The sequence below is a fragment of the Affinundibacterium danionis genome, from assembly GCF_042432465.1.
Classification (GTDB): domain Bacteria; phylum Pseudomonadota; class Gammaproteobacteria; order Burkholderiales; family Burkholderiaceae_D; genus Undibacterium; species Undibacterium danionis.
Genome location: NZ_JBHLXJ010000016.1, coordinates 110,627 through 130,560, shown reverse-complemented (window position 1 = coordinate 130,560; position 19,934 = coordinate 110,627). Strand labels below are relative to the sequence as shown.

Below are 19,934 nucleotides of genomic sequence, written 5' to 3'. Positions count from 1 at the left end.
AATGTAAATGATAAAAGCAATGCAAGACCGTGAGAAATAAACGTAGTATAACATCATAAAAACTTAACTTTGTGATGGTGATCACAAAACTATCTGAAAAATGGGGGATAATAAGAGGTGAACTTGGCTGATTATTTTCGCGCCAGTTAAAATTGTTTTGCCGATACCATGCCGGTATCAAAAGGAATAACTATGCTGAATTTATCATTCTCAAAATCTGTCCGTGCTTTTTGTATTGTCGCCGCATTCTTGCTGACGGGGCTTGTACATGCAGCGTCGGGTGATGCTGCGCAAGTGGTCTTTGTGGCCGGAGACGTTAAAGAAGCAAATAAATCTTTGTTACTCAATTCAATGGTAAGTGAAGGGGCGCAGATTAGCACTGGTGCAGACGGATTTGTTTATTTAAAGACGATAGATAATGGCTTCCTTATCGTTCGTCCAAATAGTACCATCCGTATCGTGTCTTATCAGATCGATAAGCAGAAGCCAGAAAACACACGTATTAAATTAGAATTGATCAAAGGCGTTGCGCGAAGTATTTCAGGTGAGGCTGTAAAGTTGTCGCGCCAAAATTTCCGTTTTAATACGCCTGTGGCAGCAATCGGTGTCCGAGGTACGGATTTCACCGTGTTTACGGATCAAGTTGTATCGCGCGTATCGGTGCTTTCTGGAGGCATCGTTGTAAGTGGCTTTGGCGGTGCATGTGTGCCAACTGGAACAGGTCCATGTGAAGGCGGAAACAGTGTTGAGCTATTTGCCGCTCAGCAAGGGAAGTTGCTACAAATCACAAAAGATCAGGTTAAGCCTAGCGTATTTAGTGGCGGTAGTGCATCGCCAGATGTTGTCTCACCGCCACGTCACGATGAGCCTGCAATTGGCACTCCATCTCCTGTCGCCACAGTTGCGCCAGTTGTTTTGCCAAATAATGCGGTTACCGATCCATTAAAGAATACGAACCTACCTGAATATATACAAACCACTCAGAACGCTCAAGCTGCAGCTAAGGCTTTGGAAAACTCAATTACTTGGGGGCGTTGGAGTAATTTACTTGCTTTGCCATCTAATATAGATCCAATATTGCTATCGAATTCGGGGGCAAAGCTCATTGCGGGTAATGCGTACTTTGCCATTTACCAATCAAAGGCTAGTGAGTGGACGATTCCTGTTGTTGGCTCTATGGGCTTTGCTTTAAAGGGCGGAGAGGCTTATGTTATTGACTCAAAAAATAGCATGATCTCAAATGCTGGCATGGAAAATGGTAGCTTAGTGGTAGACTTTGCCTCTGCTACTTTCAAAACCAGTTTTGATTTAATTACCCAGTCAGAACGCATTGCCATGCACTCACAAGGTAGTATTAGTGCAAACGGAGTATTGTCAGGCAATCCACAATTTATAGCCCCAACTAATATGTCTGTTAATGGCGTAATAACCCAAGAAAAAGGCGGGACGGCATCATATTTATTTCAAAGGCGCCTAGACGATAGCCGTCAAGCTTACGGCGTTACCTATTGGTCAAAATAAAATTCTAGAAATGCGTCTGTGGAAGAGGATGTTAAGAACGAAGTTATAAGTTGATGCATTTATAATATACGCGTATTTATTTAAGTAAAAAGCCAAAGCCAACCTTGTGTTGGCTTTGTGTTTTTATGGGGGGCGATCAGCGCATAAGCTGAGCATGGTCTATGTAAATATATACCCATCAATAGTTTTCGTTAAATGCATGCGTCGATCGAACGTATTTGGTGTCTTTGAATTGCAAATAAGGTGGGGGGGGCATGCAGAACTGCATTTAATATGGATGTGAGTGCTTTTAAAGCATGTAGCCCATTGATCGATGCTTTGTAAGCATAAGCAAGTTAGTCATATGCAGTCCAGTTATATCTTAAAAGCTAAATATATTTAAGGGGGCTCCACACAACTTACTGTGCAGGTAAACTTAGAATCTGCTGACTTGTACATGAGTCGTTGTGTGCTAGCACAGCTGCACTCCTCTATCTAAACCTCGCCTGTTTGCAACAGCCGTGCAGAGGTCTCTTTAAGTGGAAAAATCTAAGTCTAAAAAATAAAAATATACTTTAAAAATAACAATTTAAGGCGTCTTTATAATGTGAGATGCTAAGAATAAAGTGCAAATAAGCTGCAGATGTATTCATGTTTACAAACACTTAATGCAATATTGGCTAAATTCTATACAAAATGATATGTGAGGCGAGTATATTTTTATGGTTGCGGCAGCAAACAAGCTATATAATCAAAGGTTGGTAAAAGTTCGTCCATTTTTTTTTGTTGCATTAAATCAACCTAAGTGTCCAATTTAGGTTGGGGTGCGAGTCAGAAAGTGGGCAAAACAACACCAAATTAATTGTGAGGCAAAGTATTTTTGGTTTTGTGATGAACATCACATCAATGCAGTTGATGTTCTGAGATTATTCGTATCGTTGTACGTCGAATAAGTGCCCATAAAGCAAGTTTCGCAATTTATCAAACGCAATTTTTATATAATCACTAGGAGTCTTACATGGCTAATACAGCTGCTAATATTCAAAAGCTTTACATCGCTTACTTCAATCGTCCTGCAGATCCAGCTGGTCTTGCATATTGGATGAATTCATCATTGACAATCGGGCAAATCGCTAACAGTTTTGGCGCTCAAGCTGAATACAATGCAGCATTTGCTGGTCAAACAACAGAATCTATCATCGCTACTTTGTACCAAAACTTGTTTGGTCACGGTCCAGACTTCAACGGTTTGATGTACTGGGTTGGTGAAGTAAATTCAGGCAAGAGCACAATTGGTAACGTTGCTATCAACATTTTGAGCGGCGCTACAGGTGCTGATTTGGCAGCTGTTAACGCTAAAGTAACTGCATCAACTTCATTCACAGCAGCAATTGATACAACACCAGAAGCAGTTGCTTACTCCAAAGCAAATGGCACAGCAGCAGCTAAAGCATGGTTGAGCGCAGTAACAACTGATGCAACAGCAGCATCACAAATCTTGAAACAAGACGCAACAATCTCAGCTATCTTGGCTTCTGATAGTGGCGCTACAACTGGTGTTAACGTCGCGTTGACAGTTGGTCAAGATACATTGACTGGTACAGTTAATAACGACACAATGACTGCAAACGTAGTGCAGAATTCTTTGGGTCAACAAGTTAATACATTGGGTTCTGGCGACGTATTGAATGGTGGCGCTGGTAACGATACATTGACAGCAAAAATCACTAACGGTGCATTTGCTGGTAATGACAACAACGGCACAATGCCAATTCAACCAGAAACAAAAGGTATCGAACTGGTTAAATTGCAAGCGGTTAACTCCACTATCAACGGCAGCAACTCTAACGTCTACGTTAATGCTAAAGACATGTTGGGCGTAAACAAAATCGCTTCTAACTACTCTGATGCGAACTTGGTAATTCAAAACTTGACAACTAAAGATGATGGCGGTGCGACTCGCGCATTGTCAACTATGACAGTTGGTATGGAATACACAGGTAACTCTGACCATAACTGGGAAGAGTCAGATCTGAGCGTGTACTTCGATCAAGATTACTTGAACCCAGAAATCACATTCACTAAACCAAGCGTTGATTTCCGTTTAATGAATGAAGATGCATATGATGCAACTGTTAATTCCGCTGGCGGCCCTCGTCATTTGGACGGTGTTTACACTGGTCAAATGGATGTAACAATCAATGGTACTAAGTTTAGTTTGGCTCCAGAGTTGGCGAAAATCGAAAGCGCAACTGGTTCTGGTAGCGAAATCTCTACTTACGCACAAATGTTGGCAGCGGTTCAAACTGCGATCGCAGCTTTGAAAGCAGCAAACCCAACAAATGCAGCATTGCAAACTTTGACAGCAGTTTTGGGCGCTGATTTCACATCTGATATTAGCCCAACAACTGGCGCATTGCGCGTAGGTAAAACAATCACGTTGACAATCGACGGTGCAACTGATGGTAAGCCAAACACAATGGTTGTAGCTCCAACTGATTTGCAATTGTTGCGTTCACCAACAGCAACTGTAGCGAACAACAACCGTTACGAGCGTGCAAATCCAACGCCATCAGTACAAGGCCAATTGTTGTCTATTAAAGTTGACTTGGAAAAAGTTGGTTTGGCAGGCGACGGCGGTGATTTGCTCATCGGTTCTATGTTCAAAGATGGTACAAATACGTACTCTGATTTGTACAAAGGCAAAGGTATCGATCAGTTCGACGTAACAGTGTACGGTGGGTCTGATAAGCCAAGTTCATTGGCTTCTATGAGCTCTACAGGCAACAACCTGAAAGTGGTTAACGTAGTAACTAGCGCAGCGCAAGCAAACACTTACGCTAGCTTGACTATCGGTAACTCACAAACTAGCGGTGCAGCATTGAGTAAAACTTCAGCTCCATCTGCAAACAACAAAAATGCATTAAAAGACGTTAAAACTTTCGATGCATCTGGTTTGAAAGGTGATTTGACATTGTTCGCTGGTTTGTCTAACGAAGTGTCTGCTAAGTACTTGAACGCGAAAGACATCGGCGCTCCAGCAGCTGACAATGTTACTTTCACGTACACATCTGGTACAGGTAACGATTACATCAACTTGCATATGGATTCATCCAACTTTGCAATTCCAGGTACAGCAACACGTGAAGATTTGAAATTGAACGTGTCTACTGGTGCTGGTAACGATACAATCGTGACACAAATCGAAGTTGGTGCACCTGCTACTAACTGGTATGCAAATCAGCACATCAATGCTGATTTGGACTTCATCGGTGGCAATGCGATTGGTCAATTGCAATTGAACGGCGGTGACGGCGATGACGTTATCAACAACCGTGGCACTGGCGATTTCGCAATCAACGGCGGTGCTGGTTCAGATACAGTTTATGCTGACAACACTGGTGTTTCTGCATCTGGTGCAAACACAAACTTTAACGCTGGTCGTGCTACTTGGATTTTCAATTCATCTAAAGCAACTGCTGCAGATTTGAATGTTAACAACGCATTGTCTTTGGCTGCAGTAACAGGTCAATCTAACGTGGTTAACTTGAACTTGAAAGTATCCTTCAAAGGCTACGAAAAAACAGTGGTAGTTGCAAACAGCATGAACGCAACAACTGGTGTTACAGTGAATGACTTGGTCATCAACAATGCAATCAAAGATGCGATCAATAACGATGCAGTATTGAGCAAATTGTTGGTAGCAGAAGACGGCCCAGCACGTACATTGATCGTTCGTTCTTTGATCGATGGCGCAATGACTGATACTGGTGTAACTGGCTTCAGCGATGTTAAAGTATCTTTGTCAAGCACAGCATTGACAGCTAGCCAAGCGTTGTTGACAGGCTTGAGCTTGTTGTCTGACGCTACAGCTGCAACTTTGGGCTTCGGTGCGGCATCTAGCTTGGCTAACGCTTCTACAGTGAATGGTCGTTACGATTCTAAGTTCGCTACAGACGGTGTTAATGCATACAACGGTGGTGCATCTACTTCAACTTCTGACAACATGATTGCTGGTGGTACAGGCAATGACGTTATCGTGTTGGGTACAGGCGCAAACAGCAACGACACAGTGGCATGGTCTGGTTTTGCTAACGGTACAGACAGCATCGTTAACTTCAACACAACATTCAATGCTGGTGGTGTAGTTACTTACCCAGTAGTTGCTGCTACAACTGAAGTTTTCACAGTAACTTTCGCTGATTCTGATGGTACTCCAGCTAACCAAACTATCATTTTTGATGGCGATACAGTTACTTTGAGTGCACCAGCAGTTGCTGGCGTTATCCCAGCTAAAGATATCGCAATGCAATTTGCACAGCAATTTGGTACAGCGAACTGGACTGTAACTGGTTACACATTGGGCGACACAACATTGACGTTGACACGCACAGCAACTGGCGTGGTAACTGATGTAGTGGCTGCTGACTTCACAGGTACATACTTCGGTGTTGCTAATGGTAATGGTGCTGTCACTATTTCTACAACAACTCAAGGTGCAGTTGCAGTGAATGATGGTACTGCTTCTACATTCGCGATCACTTTGGATACAGCAAATACTGCAGCTTTGGCTGCTGGTACTATCGTATTCGACGGTACAACAGTGAACTACGCAGCTGGTGACGGTTCCTTGACTTTGGCGAACAAGATCAGTGCATCAACATTTGCTAACTGGAATGTAGTTCAATCTACAGTTGGTGTGAACCAAGTGTTGACATTCACAGCAAAAGCACCAGGTGCAACACCTATCGGTACTGATGTGATCTTCAAAGTTGACGCTGGTTCTGGCGCTGACGGTATCATCGGTTCTATCGGTGGTGGCGTAGTTGGTACAGCAAACAGCGGTGCTGCAGCAGCAGTTCCAACAACTAGCGCATCTTCATTCGGTGCTGGTTTTGACTACATCGACTTCTCTGCATACGGCGCTAAAGCTGTGTACGTGAACGGTACGTTGATCGCTGGTACAGCACCTGCAGTTGGCCAAACTTACATCAACTTGGTGAATGGTTCTGGCGATGCGTTGGGTCAATACACAATGACTCAGTACACAGAAGCTGGTGCAACTGATACAGTTGTTGGTGTGATCGGTGTTGCTGACTTCGGTACAACAATGACTTTCGTATCAGGCAACTTCATCTTGGTATAAGTTTGACTTGTTAGCGGTTACAGTGGATCGTAATCGCTTCTAAAGCTTCAAAACATCGGAGCCGAAGCAATTAAAAAACCGCTGTCTTTCGAGGCAGCGGTTTTTTTTGGTTCTTACGTAGCGCAATGATGGTGTTGTAAAGCGATAGTTGGCTACTAAAAACGCATTCGCGTTATTCGAAAATCGATGATAATCTGATCCAATTGATTGTTTCTCTGTATCTTTTTCACATTTTTCAGTAGGCGAATTGCAATGACGAAACAAATTCAAATGATCACGCTGACACGTCATACATCACAGCGATGGTTGCGCCTGCCCCATTACCAGTTTGCCGCAAAAGATGCCTTAATGTCGCTTACCGCTGCCGAGCTGAACTATGCAGCAGTAGCGATGCCTTTGGCTTTGCGTTTACAAGGCCAAGAGGTGGTTCCCGTTGCGGTGCAAGGGTTGCAAGCCGGTGAAAATGTTTGTGTCGGCCCACAAGCCCAGTGGCTGCCAACTTATATTCCATTGCTCTATCGTCTATATCCATTTTCGCTGCAAAAAACCGCTGATGGTGAATGGGCATTTTGCGTGGATGAGGCGCATGGATTAGCGCATGATGGGCAAGCAGGTAAGGCATTTTTTACCGATGCTGGTGCGCTCACTGACGAAGTTAATGGAATATTGCAAACCTTAACGCAACTCGAACAAGATCGCCTCGAGACGCTTCAAGCGTGCGCGCAATTGCAGCAGCAACAGCTACTCATTCCTTTGTGCTTGCCCCAGAAAGATGCTGAGTTGCCACCTTTAGAAACAGGCTTGTGGCAAGTGGATGCGCGTGCTTTATCGCAATTATCTGGAGATACTTTGCAAGTATTGCAAAGCTCGGGCGCGTTGGCGATCGCCTATACACTGCTATTGTCGATGCAGCATTTCCCTGGCTTGTTAGAGAGAGTCGAGCTGCGGCGCCGCGCGGTAGCGGTGATGCAAAAGCTGCGCGGTATTGCACGCAGCAGAAACCCTTATCGTCAGGATTCATCCTATGTCGCGGAAATTACTGATGCGATTGTGGCAAAGGTACCGAAGGTGCTGTTGGTTACCTATGACTGGAGCACGTTATTGGAAGCGGCTTATCTGGTGAAGCAAGCTGGCTGCGCGGTTGATATTTTGTGCCCTGAAAAGAGCCCGTGTTTACTCAATAGTTATTATGATTATTGGATTGATGCAGGGGGCGACATGGATAGTTTGTTATCTAAGCTGACGACATTGGTCAAGACCAATTATTACGATTATGTACTGATTGGGGATGATCCGATTTTATGGCGGATCTATCGCGATCAAATTGCCGATTTATGGCACCTATTGCCGCTGCGTAATCCTGCCGCATTCAGTATTTTGCATAAGATGGGTTTTGCTGAGCATTGCCGCAGCCATCAGATTATCAGCCCAAATTTTTATTGCTTAAGGAGTGCGGCTGACGCTGAGCAAGCTTTAGCTGCATTAGGCTTGCCAATTGTATTGAAAGATAACTATTCCAATGGCGGTCAAGGTGTGTCCATTATAAGTGAGCTTGCCGAATACCATGCATTCATCGCTGCTTACGATTTTGAAGAGGTCTTGTTCGCCCAGCAGTACATAGACGGTGAACTTTGTACCGTAGATGCGTTGTACCGTGATGGTGAATTGCTGCAAATTGCTAGTGCAGTGGTCGATCATCCATCGGACATTGATCCTTCGACTAAACGCACCTATATACCAGACGATGGGGATTTTGTTGCCATCGCCAAACAGTTTGGGCGTTCTACAGGGATGCATGGATTTGTCAATATGTCTTTGATGCGGGAAGTAAGTACCGGGAAATTGTATTTATTTGAAGCTGATCCACGACCAACCAAGTGGATTAGTTACGCGAAATGGTTTGGGCGTGATTTGAGTGAGGCGTTTAAGGTATTTATGGGATTGGCTGATCTTAGTACTATCCAGAACCGAGCTGCCACAGTACAGCATTGGGAGGCTGAGCATTTTCCATCGCACGCCTTGAAATTGGTTGGCAGAGGTCAGACACAAGAGGTGATTCGTCATTTACACGATGTCGAGAGAAATCTGCGCTATCACTTATATGATCCTATTTTATTTACGGGACGTGCATATATTTTCAGGAACGGCCTGGCTGCACTTGCCGCAGAAAAGGCAGACCAATCTAAGTAATTTATTGTGCTGTTGTCTCGCATTGACCCAAAGGTCCATTAATCCCGCGCTAGATGCTTCGATGAAAAAAAGATGAATAGGGGGTCAATTGATGCGTCCTTTGAATCCATCATCCGGGCAAATTGTTCGCGTTTAAAGCAAAACAAATTCCAAAAAATTTAAAAATATGTGATTTGAGTCACATTTCGTGCTATATTCCATTTTTGTGATCAGGATCACATTATCCGTGCATCATTGCATAGATAATACGGTCTAAATTTTCCTCTGGCGAGCATTGTTGTCGCCCACGCGTGAGTTATTACGTAACCAAATTAGTCTGCCATGGATCAACTATGATAAGTAAGCTAAAACTTCCCAAAAATGAGATATCGGAAACTCTGATGTTATTTAAAGGTGCCTTCCGTACGGTTGGTGTCTTCAGTGCCATTATCAATCTATTGATGCTGGCGCCGTCGTTATATATGTTGCAAGTGTATGATCGTGTGCTGCAGAGCCAAAATCAAATTACCTTGTTAATGCTGACTTTCCTTATGTTAGGAGCGTATGCATTCATGAGCGCTTTGGAATTTATTCGTAGTTTTATCGTAATACGTGTAGGTGCAAAGCTTGACATGCAATTAAATAAGCGGATCTATACGGCTGCGTTTGAACAGAACCTGAAGCAGGGCGGTGGTGTTGCGGGGCAGGCCTTACAAGATTTGACCACATTGCGTCAGTTCCTTACTGGTAACGGTTTGTTTGCTTTCTTTGATGCACCTTGGTTTCCAATTTATCTTGCTGTAATTTTTATGTTTGATGTGTGGTTAGGTTTATTTGCCCTAGTCTCCGTGATTATTATGGTTAGTCTTGCCTATGTTAACGAAGTGGTTTCAAAGAAGCCTTTGGCAGAAGCGAACGCCATGGCGGTAGCATCTTCGAATCTTGCAACAAATAATTTACGTAACGCGGAAGTCATAGAAGCGATGGGCATGTTGCCAAATTTAATGACACGTTGGTTCAAGTTACAAGGTCGTTTTTTACAGTTGCAAAGTGAGGCTAGTGAAAAGTCTGGAATTGTAACTGCGGTTAGTAAATTTGTACGGGTCTCTATTCAATCGCTGGTGTTGGGTTTAGGGGCGCTGTTGGTTATAGAAGGAAAAATGACGCCAGGGATGATGATTGCAGGTTCCATTTTATTAGGTAAAGCAACCGGACCTATTGATCAATTGATCGGCGTTTGGAAACAATGGAGTGGTGTCAAGAGTGCATATGAGCGACTGAATGAATTATTAACTACAAATCCTGAGCGCGTTCAAGGAATGAATTTACCAAAGCCTAAAGGTGTGCTGGATGTAGAGGATGTCACCGCCGCGTCACCTGGCAGTAAAACACTGATACTTAAAAGTATTTCCTTTGGTTTGCAAGCAGGTGACGTATTGGGGGTGATTGGCCCTTCAGGTTCGGGAAAATCGACTTTAGCTCGTTTGTTAGTAGGAGTTTGGCCTGCAGTTGCAGGAAATGTGCGCTTAGATAGTGCAGATATTTATCAATGGAATAAAGATCAATTAGGGCCAAACGTTGGATATCTGCCGCAAGATATTGAATTGTTTTCCGGTACGATCGCAGAAAATATTTCGCGTTTTGGTGACATCGACGCAGAAAAAGTCATTGTTGCAGCGAAACGTGCAGGTGTTCACGACATGATTTTGCATTTCCCTAAAGGTTATGACACTGTATTGGGGCACGGTGGTGCTGGATTGTCCGGGGGGCAAAAACAACGTATTGGTTTGGCACGTGCGATGTACGATGATCCTTCTTTCTTAGTATTGGATGAGCCTAATTCAAACTTAGATGATTCAGGAGAGCAGGCGTTGTTAATGGCGTTGAACGATCTGCGTCAGCGTGGAAAAACGATTATTCTAATTACACATCGAACCAGTATTTTAGGTGCAACGACTAAATTGTTGTTGCTGCGCGATGGTGCTGTCCAAGCGTTCGGTCCACGTGACCAGGTGTTTGCCGCTCTAAATCAGGCTAACCAACAAATGCAAAAGCAGTTACAACAAGCACAAGTGCAGCAGACTCAGCGGACTACGTCATCTGAGTCGTCTCAGGCGACGCCAACAGTGACACAGCCATCTGACGCTGCAGTTGCTGGAGAAACGCCATTGGCCAATAAACCAAGCGCCGACTAATAGGAATTGATATGAAAAATATTGCAACAAGTAAAGAGCTTGTAACTGATGTGCAACCTCATACAGTGGATGTGCTGGAGGTTAATACTGATGCTCGTAGTTATGTTCGACTCGGTTGGTTCATTGTGTTGTTTGGGGTATTGGGTTTTTTAGTTTGGGCATCGTTTGCTCCATTGGATCAAGGTGCTCCAGCTCATGGAATAGTCGTTTCCGAGTCCGGACGCAAGACAATCCAACATCAAACAGGTGGAACGATAGAAGAAATTTTGGTCAAGGATGGTGATGAAGTTAAAGCGGGTCAAGTGCTTGTAAAAATGAATTCTGTTGTTTCTCAATCTTCAGCAGATGTTACTTATACTCAATTAGTAACCGCAAGTGCGATGGTGGCTCGATTGACGGCAGAGCGTGCGAACGCAGGAAAGATCACTTTTCCAAAGTGGCTTTTGGATAACAAAAAAGACTCACATGTAGCCAATAGTTTGTTTCTACAAGAACAGTTATTTTCTTCACGTCGGATGGCAGTCGAGGCCGATTTAAGCGCATTTGAGGAAAATATGGGTGGGTTGAAGATGCAGTTGCATGGACTAGAAGCGTCTATGATTAACAAAAAGGAGCAGCAAACTATCGTCAAGGAGCAAGTAGAAAATATTCGTGATTTGGCAAAAGATGGCTATATTGCTCGTAATCGTCTCCTTGATACAGAGCGGACGTTTGCGCAAATAAATTCTGCAGTTTCTGAAGATTTGGGTAATATTGGTCGTATTAAGCGTCAGCTTGCTGAGGCTAATTTACGTAAGATGCAACGTTTGCAAGAGTATCAAAAAGAAGTTCGTACTCAATTGTCTGATGCACAACGCGAAGTAGAGTCTTTACAGAGTCGAACCAAGATCTATGAACAGGAACTTGATCATGCCTTGGTTAAGGCTCCGGTAGATGGAACAATTGTTGGTATCAATGTATTTACTAAAGGCGGAGTTGTTCAAGCAGGATTTAAATTGATGGAGTTGGTGCCAGCACAAGACCCATTAATTATCGAAGGCTCATTGCCGATCAATTTGATTGATAAAGTGCATCCTGGTTTAGATGTGCAGTTTATTTTCTCAGCCTTTAATACAAACACGACACCCCATATTCCAGGAAAAATAACTCAAGTGTCTGCTGATCGTGCGATGGATGAGCGAACAGGTGCGCCATATTATAAATTCCATGCGGAAGTTACTCCCGAGGGTAAGAAGCTGCTAGGTAAATTACAAATCCGCCCAGGTATGCCAGTTGACATGACTATTAAAACAGGTGAACGTACGATGATGAATTATCTTTTGCGTCCAATTCTGGATCGGGCACATTCTGCAATGAAGGAGAATTGATTATGGCAAAGCATTGGATGCGATTGAGTGTTGTACCCGCAGCATGCTTAATGTTACTGGGGCCTATCCAAAGTGCTTCGGCAATTGGCGTGTTGGAAGCTTATATTGCGGCTCTGAAAAATGATCCTTCGCATCGTGCTGCTAAAGCGGAACTAATTGCTGGCTTGGAGTATGAGGCGATCGGACGCTCAAGTTTACTGCCATCGGCGCAGTATGTCTATTCGACCAGTAAGAACAAGGGAGAAAGTATTAGCCCCTTTTTGGGGACGTTTACAAAGTCTAATCAAGACTACAGTAGCACAAGCAAGTCAGTGAGTGTGCGCCAAACGATTTTTAATCTGGAAGCATATGCCAGGTTTGAACAAGGTGTGGCCCAGAAAAATTACAGCATCGCGCAGTTTGATTCTCGCAGCAGTGATCTAATGGTTCGCTTGCTGACTGCTTACGTGGAAACACGTTATGCAGAAGATCAATTGAACTTGTACACTGCCCAGCGCGACTCTTATGCAGAGCAACGTAAGGTAAATGATCGCTTGTATGCGAAAGGCGAGGGCACAAAGACAGAAATGTTGGAGACTCAAGCAAAATTAGACGTTGCTGAGGCTATGCGACTCGAAGCAATTGATACCTTGCAAACCGCAAGAAATAATTTGGAGGCAATTGTCGGTGTTGACGTGAAGCAGCTAGATGGTTTACCTGTTGATTTTAAGCCTATGCTTGACTCTGAGGACTTTGATACTTGGAAGCGCTATGCCGAGGAGAAAAATCCTGAAATTATCGCGGCAAAATATGGTATTGACATTGCCCAAAAAGAGATTTCTAAGAGCCAGGCTGGACACGCGCCACGGATAGAATTAAATGCAAACTACAATCACGGCGTATCAGAGACTTTTGCAACTAAAAATCAAGATTTGAATATGCGTACTGTTGGTGTTCAGTTGATTATTCCTATTTACTCTGGTGGCTATGTGAATGCGACCTCGAAGCAAGCGGTAGCGCGCCTGGATAAAGCTAGAGCCGATCTCGATGGAACCGTAAGTAAAGTGATGGTTGAGTTGCGTAAGCAATTTAGTGCGGTGAAAAGTAGTGTCGTAAAAATTGAAGGTTTGCAAAAATCAGTTAATTCCGCAACAGCCTTAGTCGAAGCAACGCAACAGAGTATTAAAGGTGGTGTGCGCATTAATGCAGATCTACTCAATGCGCAACAACAATTAGTGGCAGCTAAACGTGATCTGGCTTCTGCTCGTTACAATTATCTCCTGAGTTATTTGAAGCTGCGTGTTGCGGCTGGTACTGTGAATATTGATGACTTAAGAACCGTCGCAGGCTATTTTTCAGAGAAAAATTGATTTTGGTTTGTGTCAGGCAAAATAAAAAAGGGAAATTGAGCATCAATTTCCCTTTTTTTATTCCATAAGGTACTGGCGCGACTTGATAACCAGTAATCAACACACAAACGAACTTTTAGATAAGAGTTTTCTATAAGGAGGTAGTGGCTAAGTTCGACTCATCAAAAGAGCGCATTCAGGAGCAAAATTATCGAGATGAACTGGCACTTCGAAAATTGAAATGATGTCTATGAATCACACAGATAATTCAACTACTGTTTCCTCCAAGTCGATTTTTGCCATGTGCTGTGCTCACAAGCATTTTGTTATCCCCCTCAATGTGTGCAGCTGGTCGTTGAGAAAGAGATAGTGTGTAGCGAATTGATGTCGGAACCATAGTAAATCTTGTGTAGAATTTTCTTTTCCGGTACAGTCAATTCATTGACTGTTAATCATTTTTGACGAATCATGCACATAAAGAATTCCATCTTACGGCTTCAACCCGGCATCCATATTCTTCGTCATCCTAAAGTCGGCGCTGCACTGACTGTATCGCGATCACCCGGAGACGCAAGTTGCACAGGTCAAATAGAAATATTAAGTACAGAAAAAACACATGGTGCAATATTGCGTGACGGCTCTGATTGCATCGTTCTGTTAGTCAAGAACGCACCCGTCGACATGTTGATTACTGCCTATCTGGCAGCTGCCGATGACGCGATTCCAGCGCTACGTTTAGATACCGTCGGTTTGGATCCGGAGAATAGGGCTACAGAGCGCGATTCCATAGATTCAAAGAATGGAACAATCAGAATAAATGAATTAGGCGTTAGTTTGATTGGTCATGTTGAAAATATGGGAGATATAGTCGTTAGCGATGGCGCTTTATTAGGAGACCCAAGCAAGCAGTATAGGCTAGAGGGATTTCAAGTCGTGTGGCCCGACAAGCCACCCAGTGTCGATATCAGTTACTTTGTATCCGTAGAAGGGGCTGGAGAACTACCAAGCGCCACGGTTGGCAATTTCTGCGGCACGCGAGGTGAAGCAAGGCGAATTACCGAAGTGACATTCTCTCTAATCGGTGTCGATGCCGCCAAGTTTGAATTAACCGGTACCGCACATTTTTCTGGCGGATTCCAAACTCCAATTTCTTCAGGACTCACCTTAAGTGGCCCAAGCGGTTTTGAACATCTGACTTGTTTGAGCTTGAAAGTCTTACCTTCCAGTACAAAAACTACAGCAGGGAATCCTTGGTTGGATTCACCAAAGACTAAGACTTTTAAGGCGGGTGGGAAAAGGTAAAGTTACAACGAAACTCCGAAATCCTAATCTTTGGTAGTCGTCGTAACCTTATGTAGACATTTTTTATACGAAACTGGATTGGATGTTATTGAAGAAATGTGCGACTTGGTAAAGTTAGCAATTGATTCAAGCGTCTACTCTATCTAGCACGTAGGATAACGTAGTCTTGATGTGAAAAATGTTCTCCTCTCTCGAACGCTAATACTTCGAACCACCTACTCCAGTTTTGAATGATGTACTGATGTTGATGAAAAGTCTCACGGTAGTAATCGCTTTTTTTTCCGACTACATCGTCTAGTCTTGTTCCAATAACAGCGTCGTCAATACCATATTCGTTTAGACTCAATATTCTGCGTGTAGGCTCTTGACCGCGAAGTAATGCATATTCTGATTGAATTGTCATTAATGCGTACCCACCCGGTTTGATTACCCTTTGTAACTCTTCAAGCCATTTAAATTGGTCGTCCTCTGTTAGATGGGTAAAAATGGAAATTCCAAATGCTAAATCAATGCTATTGGTAGGTAAATTGGTCGGTGGTTGGGGAGATATATGGTCATATTGTCCTAATAGATTGTGTCGACACCAAGCCACATTTTGTGGATCAATATCTACACCAGTGACTTGGCAGTTCGCATCAATAAAATGACGTGCGACTCTGCCACAACCGACGCCCCAATCTAGTATCGATAAATCGTGCGTAATCGTCAAATGCGTATATTTTGCGAGCAAATTCTGTATTGTTTTGAAAGAGGCGTATCCAGAAAAAAGGTAGTCGAGTTTACTTTTTGATGCCATTACGCGATCTATTTGTTCTTCCATTGGCACTATTGCCTTATCGAAACTTTTGCCCAGATTTGCTGGAATAAAAAAAGAGTCACTAAATTGACCAAAGGACAGTCCGTTTTTTGTAAGATTTACCTTTGCTTCCAATTTTGGGTCAATAATATTGAGTTTTGCGGTAAGACTTATTCCGCTAATCTTTTCTGGAAAGACATAGTGTGGTATGGACGGGCAGCAGGTAAGCTCGGTAATTTCACAATTTTCTCCGTGCATACTGATATGTTCAAGTTCGCTTGCGTTACAGATTGCGCTGACGATTATCGTATTATCATTTTGTGATAAGGCGTTAAAGCGAATTAGTGGGCGCAAATCGATTAATGGTTTAAGGCGTTGAAATGTATCAGAAGCGAGATCAATAGTCTCTTCAACGTAACCGCATTCTCTGTGTCCCATTTTTGCGCGGACAGAAATATTTAGTGGTGAGCTCAGTGGTAAGTAATCGGAGAGGAAAAATTCAAAGCCTCCAGGTATTTCCCTATGATGGCCGATTTTTAAGGCAGTCTCACCGTTGAGGTAGTTACTGAGTAGGTGGCCGTAAAGTATTCCAATACAACAGACGCTTGCCATTAAATGGCCATTCACTAAAATTTCAGCAGTCATTGGGAGAGTCGGATTCTGTAAATTCACAGTTATCCCCCTAAGATATCTCCCCGAGATATAGAAACCTAAGAGACAATCGTCATTTGCTTTCAAGTTATTGATTTTGTTGATTTCCATTAATTTATCTCGTTTTATAGCTGTGGTCGTATCAATCAAATAGGTTGCTACAGAATTAGCTATTTGCCGTAGGAAAAGTACCGTAAGCAAGTTTCATTTTGAGATCTGATCCATTTGCTTTTGCCTCAATCATTGCACGATCATTCCACTTATGTGTGTTCTTAATTATAAAGCCACAGTCGCGTACCATTGACTCCATACAAGGAACGTTAGGCGCCCAAAAATTTGTCCTATCTCCGTATAGAGTCGCGGCCTCATAGTAGCGTGCCATTGGCTGTTCTGTACCAAAATCTTCTACATAGGACTCGATAAAAATTGTCTCCTTACAGATTTTTCGTAATTTCCATAATGCTGAGGGAATGTCTGGTAAATGGTAAATAACGCCTAAAAGTAGCACTACGTCGAATTTACCTATGTCTTCGTTGATATCATATATACTTGAAACTATATGTGGGATGCTGATCTCTCTAACTTTCTCCATAATCGCAAATCCAGAAGTAGTTTTAGGCCGATAATCTAGTGCAGTTACGTTTGCGCCACGAGCGAAGAGTTCAGCCGAGTAGTATCCATCACAGGCGCCGATATCAAGTATACTTTTTCCGTTTAGGTCAGCTGGGAGCCCCAATTTATCCAACAAAAATTTAGGATTGTAAGAGCCGGGGGTTATGACGTTAGGGAAAATTTCAAATTTGTGGTGCCAATGTGAATGTAACTTAACTAAGCGTTCAGCTTCTGCTTGATCCATTATTATTCCTTTTTATTTGTGAATATTTATAAAAGGGGAAGTAAAAACTTCTGACTTGCTTGATCTAGTTGTTCATACATATCATGGAAGGTTTTAATTTTTTTTTGAATTTTTTCTGCCTGCATCTTTAAGTTTGCAAATTTCGATCTCTAGTGATTTGCAATATTCTTCAGATCGACAGGCGCGATCAACTACCGCCTGTATTTCTTCAGCATAAAGTTTTTGATTTTTGATTAGCAAGTTATGTTCATTTGTATAGGATTCGTTGAGTTGTGCACGATCCGACTCTAATGCCTTTGCATATTCTTCGGCGCGTTCCGCTCGTTCTATGAGTTTTTGTATATTTCCTGACAATGAACTTAATTCCAGTGCATGAAGTTCTACTTGCGACTGCCATTCGATATGGTTTTTCTTTAGTTCATTTTCAATGGACTGTGCATATTCTTCTGCCAGTTTCGCTCTATTCAAATGAGCGAGAATTTGTTTTTCAGCTTCTAATTTCGTCTCAAAACTTGATTTTTCAAGCGATAAGGTCTGTTTGAGCTTTTCGTGTTCAATTTCAAGAGAAGCGCAATAGAGTTCGGCACGGCTCGCTCGTTGGGTGTAATCTAGAATCTGGGATGCAAAATTATTTTTAAGACCTTCGATTTCTGCTTGATATCGAACGTCTTTTTCATGATGCATAGAGTCTTGATTTCTTATGTAGTTATTAAGGCGAGCTCGTTCAGTTTCTAATGTTTTTGCATATTGTTCTGCATGCTCAGCGCGTTGAATGACTGCATTAAGGTTGTTTGTTAAGGCATCTATTTCTTCGGCATGATGCTCTGATTCCAATCGATATTGTCTGCGAATCTTTTCTAGACTATCCTCAAGTGATTTTGCATATTCCTCGACTTGATTGGTTTTTTTTATATGAATTGCAATTTGAGCATTCACTAATTCTGGATTATTTGACGCCAATTTTTCTTTAAAGAACGCACGTTCGAGTTCTAAGGTTTTTTTATGTTTATCGAGTTCGACCTCGAGCGAAGCACAATATTGCTCTGAAGCACTTGCTCTTTTTGAGTGTGCAAGTATTTGAGCTGAATAGTTTTTTTCAAGAGCTGCAATTTCGTGCTTTAGCTGGTTGTTATTTTGCCTTGTGCGTGTATTTTCAAGTGCTGCTGCCCACCCAAATGCTTCGGTCAAGCTCGCAGTAAAGAGATCTCTTTTTTTTGAGGGGTGATTATTTGCGTCACTTGTGGCAGACTTGACATTAACATCGCCAGTCCAAGTTGCAAGTTCATATCGAGTATTTTCTTTGTTCTCAGCACACTGTGATAGTAATATTTCTGCTGCACGAACGGCATCTTCTGAAAACCATTTTCTAATCTCTTGTTTTTTATTTTTATCAGTTTTATGTTTTTCTAGGTAAGCCGACCCTCTAAATGGCTCAAGCATTGAGGTAATTGATTCGGGGTCTTGGCTTAGATCAAGTTTTCTTGCTAGTTCGGTTAGGCATAATTCAGGATTCCCGACTAGGTCTTCGTATATAACTGGTATCTTTCCTTTCATGCGGGAGCGAATAGTTAGATTGCAGTGTTGATATGCGCGAGCAATCAACCAATCATCGGGATTTTCTGAATAGAACGATTTAGTTCCTCGCTTAGCATCAAAGGCTATCATCGATAATGCCATATCCCAAAAGCCGCGTAATAGAACAATCTCTTTTATATTTGGGTATATGTTTTCTGCGAGATTACTTAGATTGGTACCCACTGCTTTTTCTATAAATGCTGTCGCATTTTTCTTAGTAGATATTACTTTCTCGATCGCTGTTTTCGCCTGTTGCATAAAATGCGCGGCGGTATCACGAGTGAATTCCGTTTCGTAGAAATTACGAAGATCATCATTGTCTAATAGTCGGTCAAAGCCACGAAAATTAAATGGATTAAAGCCCGTATTGAATACATTAACTTTCTCAAACGCGTCTGGCCCCATTGAAAAATCGTGGTTGGCTGGTGACGTTAGAATATAGGTTGCGTGAAGACAATATGAAAAGAAACGATACTCAAATGGGTAGCGGCCAATCAAACAAACCTCCGGATGAAGACCAATACTGTTTGCTAAGACGGTAGATCCAGATCTCCCTAAACTTGAAATTAAAATAGGTCTCGCCCCTAATTCTATCGTCGGCTTTTCATTTGTATCGAACGTATTTTCGTGAAACTCTATAGTACCGAGGTGGTGCCTCACTCCGTGCTCGTCTGCCACCAAAACGGAGATATTTCCTTCTTGCCGAAGTATTAGTCGATTAATGCATAGATGAATAAAAACTGAATCGTCTACTCTATCTGGGCAAAGTCTAGATAAGACAGAGTGTGTTTTGTGAAAAACTGAAAATCTTGCGATGCAATGATCCCCGTCTCTCAGTAGAAGTTCTTGGCAAGCGGGACTCCCTTTAGTAGAGGATATCCAAATAAACATTCCCACTGAGTTGCCATTGACTGCTTTTCGATCCCAATCTGCAAAGCAGATACCAAGCTCGAGATCTGGGTGAGTGGGGAGTTTTTTAAATTCTAGGTGCATGCGAAAAATGATTTCTCGATAGGATGAAACAAATATGATGAAGCTAACAAATAAAT

Annotated in this window: 10 protein-coding genes; 7 read left to right on the top strand and 3 right to left on the bottom strand. The window is 42.6% G+C overall.

Annotated elements, in window-relative coordinates:
- Positions 1–192 precede the first annotated feature (192 nt).
- The 7 genes from ACFFJH_RS15215 to ACFFJH_RS15185 all read left to right on the top strand — a co-directional run bounded on the left by ACFFJH_RS15215 (position 193) and on the right by ACFFJH_RS15185 (position 15,007).
- The gene (locus ACFFJH_RS15215; RefSeq protein WP_390213782.1) at positions 193–1,521 is read left to right on the top strand and encodes a FecR family protein; all 1,329 of its coding nucleotides are present in this window, start codon (positions 193–195) and stop codon (positions 1,519–1,521) included.
- 997 nt (positions 1,522–2,518) lie between these two features.
- Complete coding sequence (locus ACFFJH_RS15210) at positions 2,519–6,646, top strand: beta strand repeat-containing protein (RefSeq protein WP_390213780.1); 4,128 nt, start codon at positions 2,519–2,521, stop codon at positions 6,644–6,646.
- A gap of 252 nt (positions 6,647–6,898) precedes the next feature.
- On the top strand, positions 6,899–8,836 hold the full coding sequence (locus tag ACFFJH_RS15205; RefSeq protein WP_390213778.1) for a SapC family protein: 1,938 nt from the start codon (positions 6,899–6,901) through the stop codon (positions 8,834–8,836).
- Between the two features lie 380 nt (positions 8,837–9,216).
- A complete protein-coding gene (locus ACFFJH_RS15200) occupies positions 9,217–11,010 on the top strand; it encodes a type I secretion system permease/ATPase (RefSeq protein WP_390213777.1) in 1,794 nt (597 codons plus the stop codon).
- A gap of 11 nt (positions 11,011–11,021) precedes the next feature.
- The gene (locus ACFFJH_RS15195; protein WP_390213775.1) at positions 11,022–12,377 is read left to right on the top strand and encodes an HlyD family type I secretion periplasmic adaptor subunit; all 1,356 of its coding nucleotides are present in this window, start codon (positions 11,022–11,024) and stop codon (positions 12,375–12,377) included.
- Between the two features lie 2 nt (positions 12,378–12,379).
- Complete coding sequence (locus tag ACFFJH_RS15190; protein WP_390213773.1) at positions 12,380–13,726, top strand: TolC family outer membrane protein; 1,347 nt, start codon at positions 12,380–12,382, stop codon at positions 13,724–13,726.
- Positions 13,727–14,173: 447 nt separating this feature from the next.
- A complete protein-coding gene (locus tag ACFFJH_RS15185; RefSeq protein WP_390213771.1) occupies positions 14,174–15,007 on the top strand; it encodes a hypothetical protein in 834 nt (277 codons plus the stop codon).
- A 139-nt stretch (positions 15,008–15,146) separates the two neighbouring features.
- On the opposite strand, the gene ACFFJH_RS15180 is transcribed toward ACFFJH_RS15185, so the two are convergent.
- The 3 genes from ACFFJH_RS15180 to ACFFJH_RS15170 all read right to left on the bottom strand — a co-directional run bounded on the left by ACFFJH_RS15180 (position 15,147) and on the right by ACFFJH_RS15170 (position 19,878).
- On the bottom strand, positions 15,147–16,565 hold the full coding sequence (locus ACFFJH_RS15180) for a class I SAM-dependent methyltransferase (RefSeq protein WP_390213769.1): 1,419 nt from the start codon (positions 16,563–16,565) through the stop codon (positions 15,147–15,149).
- A 55-nt stretch (positions 16,566–16,620) separates the two neighbouring features.
- Positions 16,621–17,310 (bottom strand): class I SAM-dependent methyltransferase, encoded by a 690-nt coding sequence (locus ACFFJH_RS15175; protein ID WP_390213768.1) that lies wholly within the window; start codon positions 17,308–17,310, stop codon positions 16,621–16,623.
- Between the two features lie 93 nt (positions 17,311–17,403).
- A complete protein-coding gene (locus tag ACFFJH_RS15170; RefSeq protein ID WP_390213766.1) occupies positions 17,404–19,878 on the bottom strand; it encodes a sulfotransferase in 2,475 nt (824 codons plus the stop codon).
- Positions 19,879–19,934 lie beyond the last annotated feature (56 nt).

Coding starts and splice junctions, on each gene's coding strand:
- ACFFJH_RS15215 (WP_390213782.1), top strand. CDS start 193: ATGCTGAATTTATCATTCTCAAAATCTGTCCGTGCTTTTTGTATTGTC.
- ACFFJH_RS15210 (WP_390213780.1), top strand. CDS start 2,519: ATGGCTAATACAGCTGCTAATATTCAAAAGCTTTACATCGCTTACTTC.
- ACFFJH_RS15205 (WP_390213778.1), top strand. CDS start 6,899: ATGACGAAACAAATTCAAATGATCACGCTGACACGTCATACATCACAG.
- ACFFJH_RS15200 (WP_390213777.1), top strand. CDS start 9,217: ATGTTATTTAAAGGTGCCTTCCGTACGGTTGGTGTCTTCAGTGCCATT.
- ACFFJH_RS15195 (WP_390213775.1), top strand. CDS start 11,022: ATGAAAAATATTGCAACAAGTAAAGAGCTTGTAACTGATGTGCAACCT.
- ACFFJH_RS15190 (WP_390213773.1), top strand. CDS start 12,380: ATGGCAAAGCATTGGATGCGATTGAGTGTTGTACCCGCAGCATGCTTA.
- ACFFJH_RS15185 (WP_390213771.1), top strand. CDS start 14,174: ATGCACATAAAGAATTCCATCTTACGGCTTCAACCCGGCATCCATATT.
- ACFFJH_RS15180 (WP_390213769.1), bottom strand. CDS start 16,565: ATGGAAATCAACAAAATCAATAACTTGAAAGCAAATGACGATTGTCTC.
- ACFFJH_RS15175 (WP_390213768.1), bottom strand. CDS start 17,310: ATGGATCAAGCAGAAGCTGAACGCTTAGTTAAGTTACATTCACATTGG.
- ACFFJH_RS15170 (WP_390213766.1), bottom strand. CDS start 19,878: ATGCACCTAGAATTTAAAAAACTCCCCACTCACCCAGATCTCGAGCTT.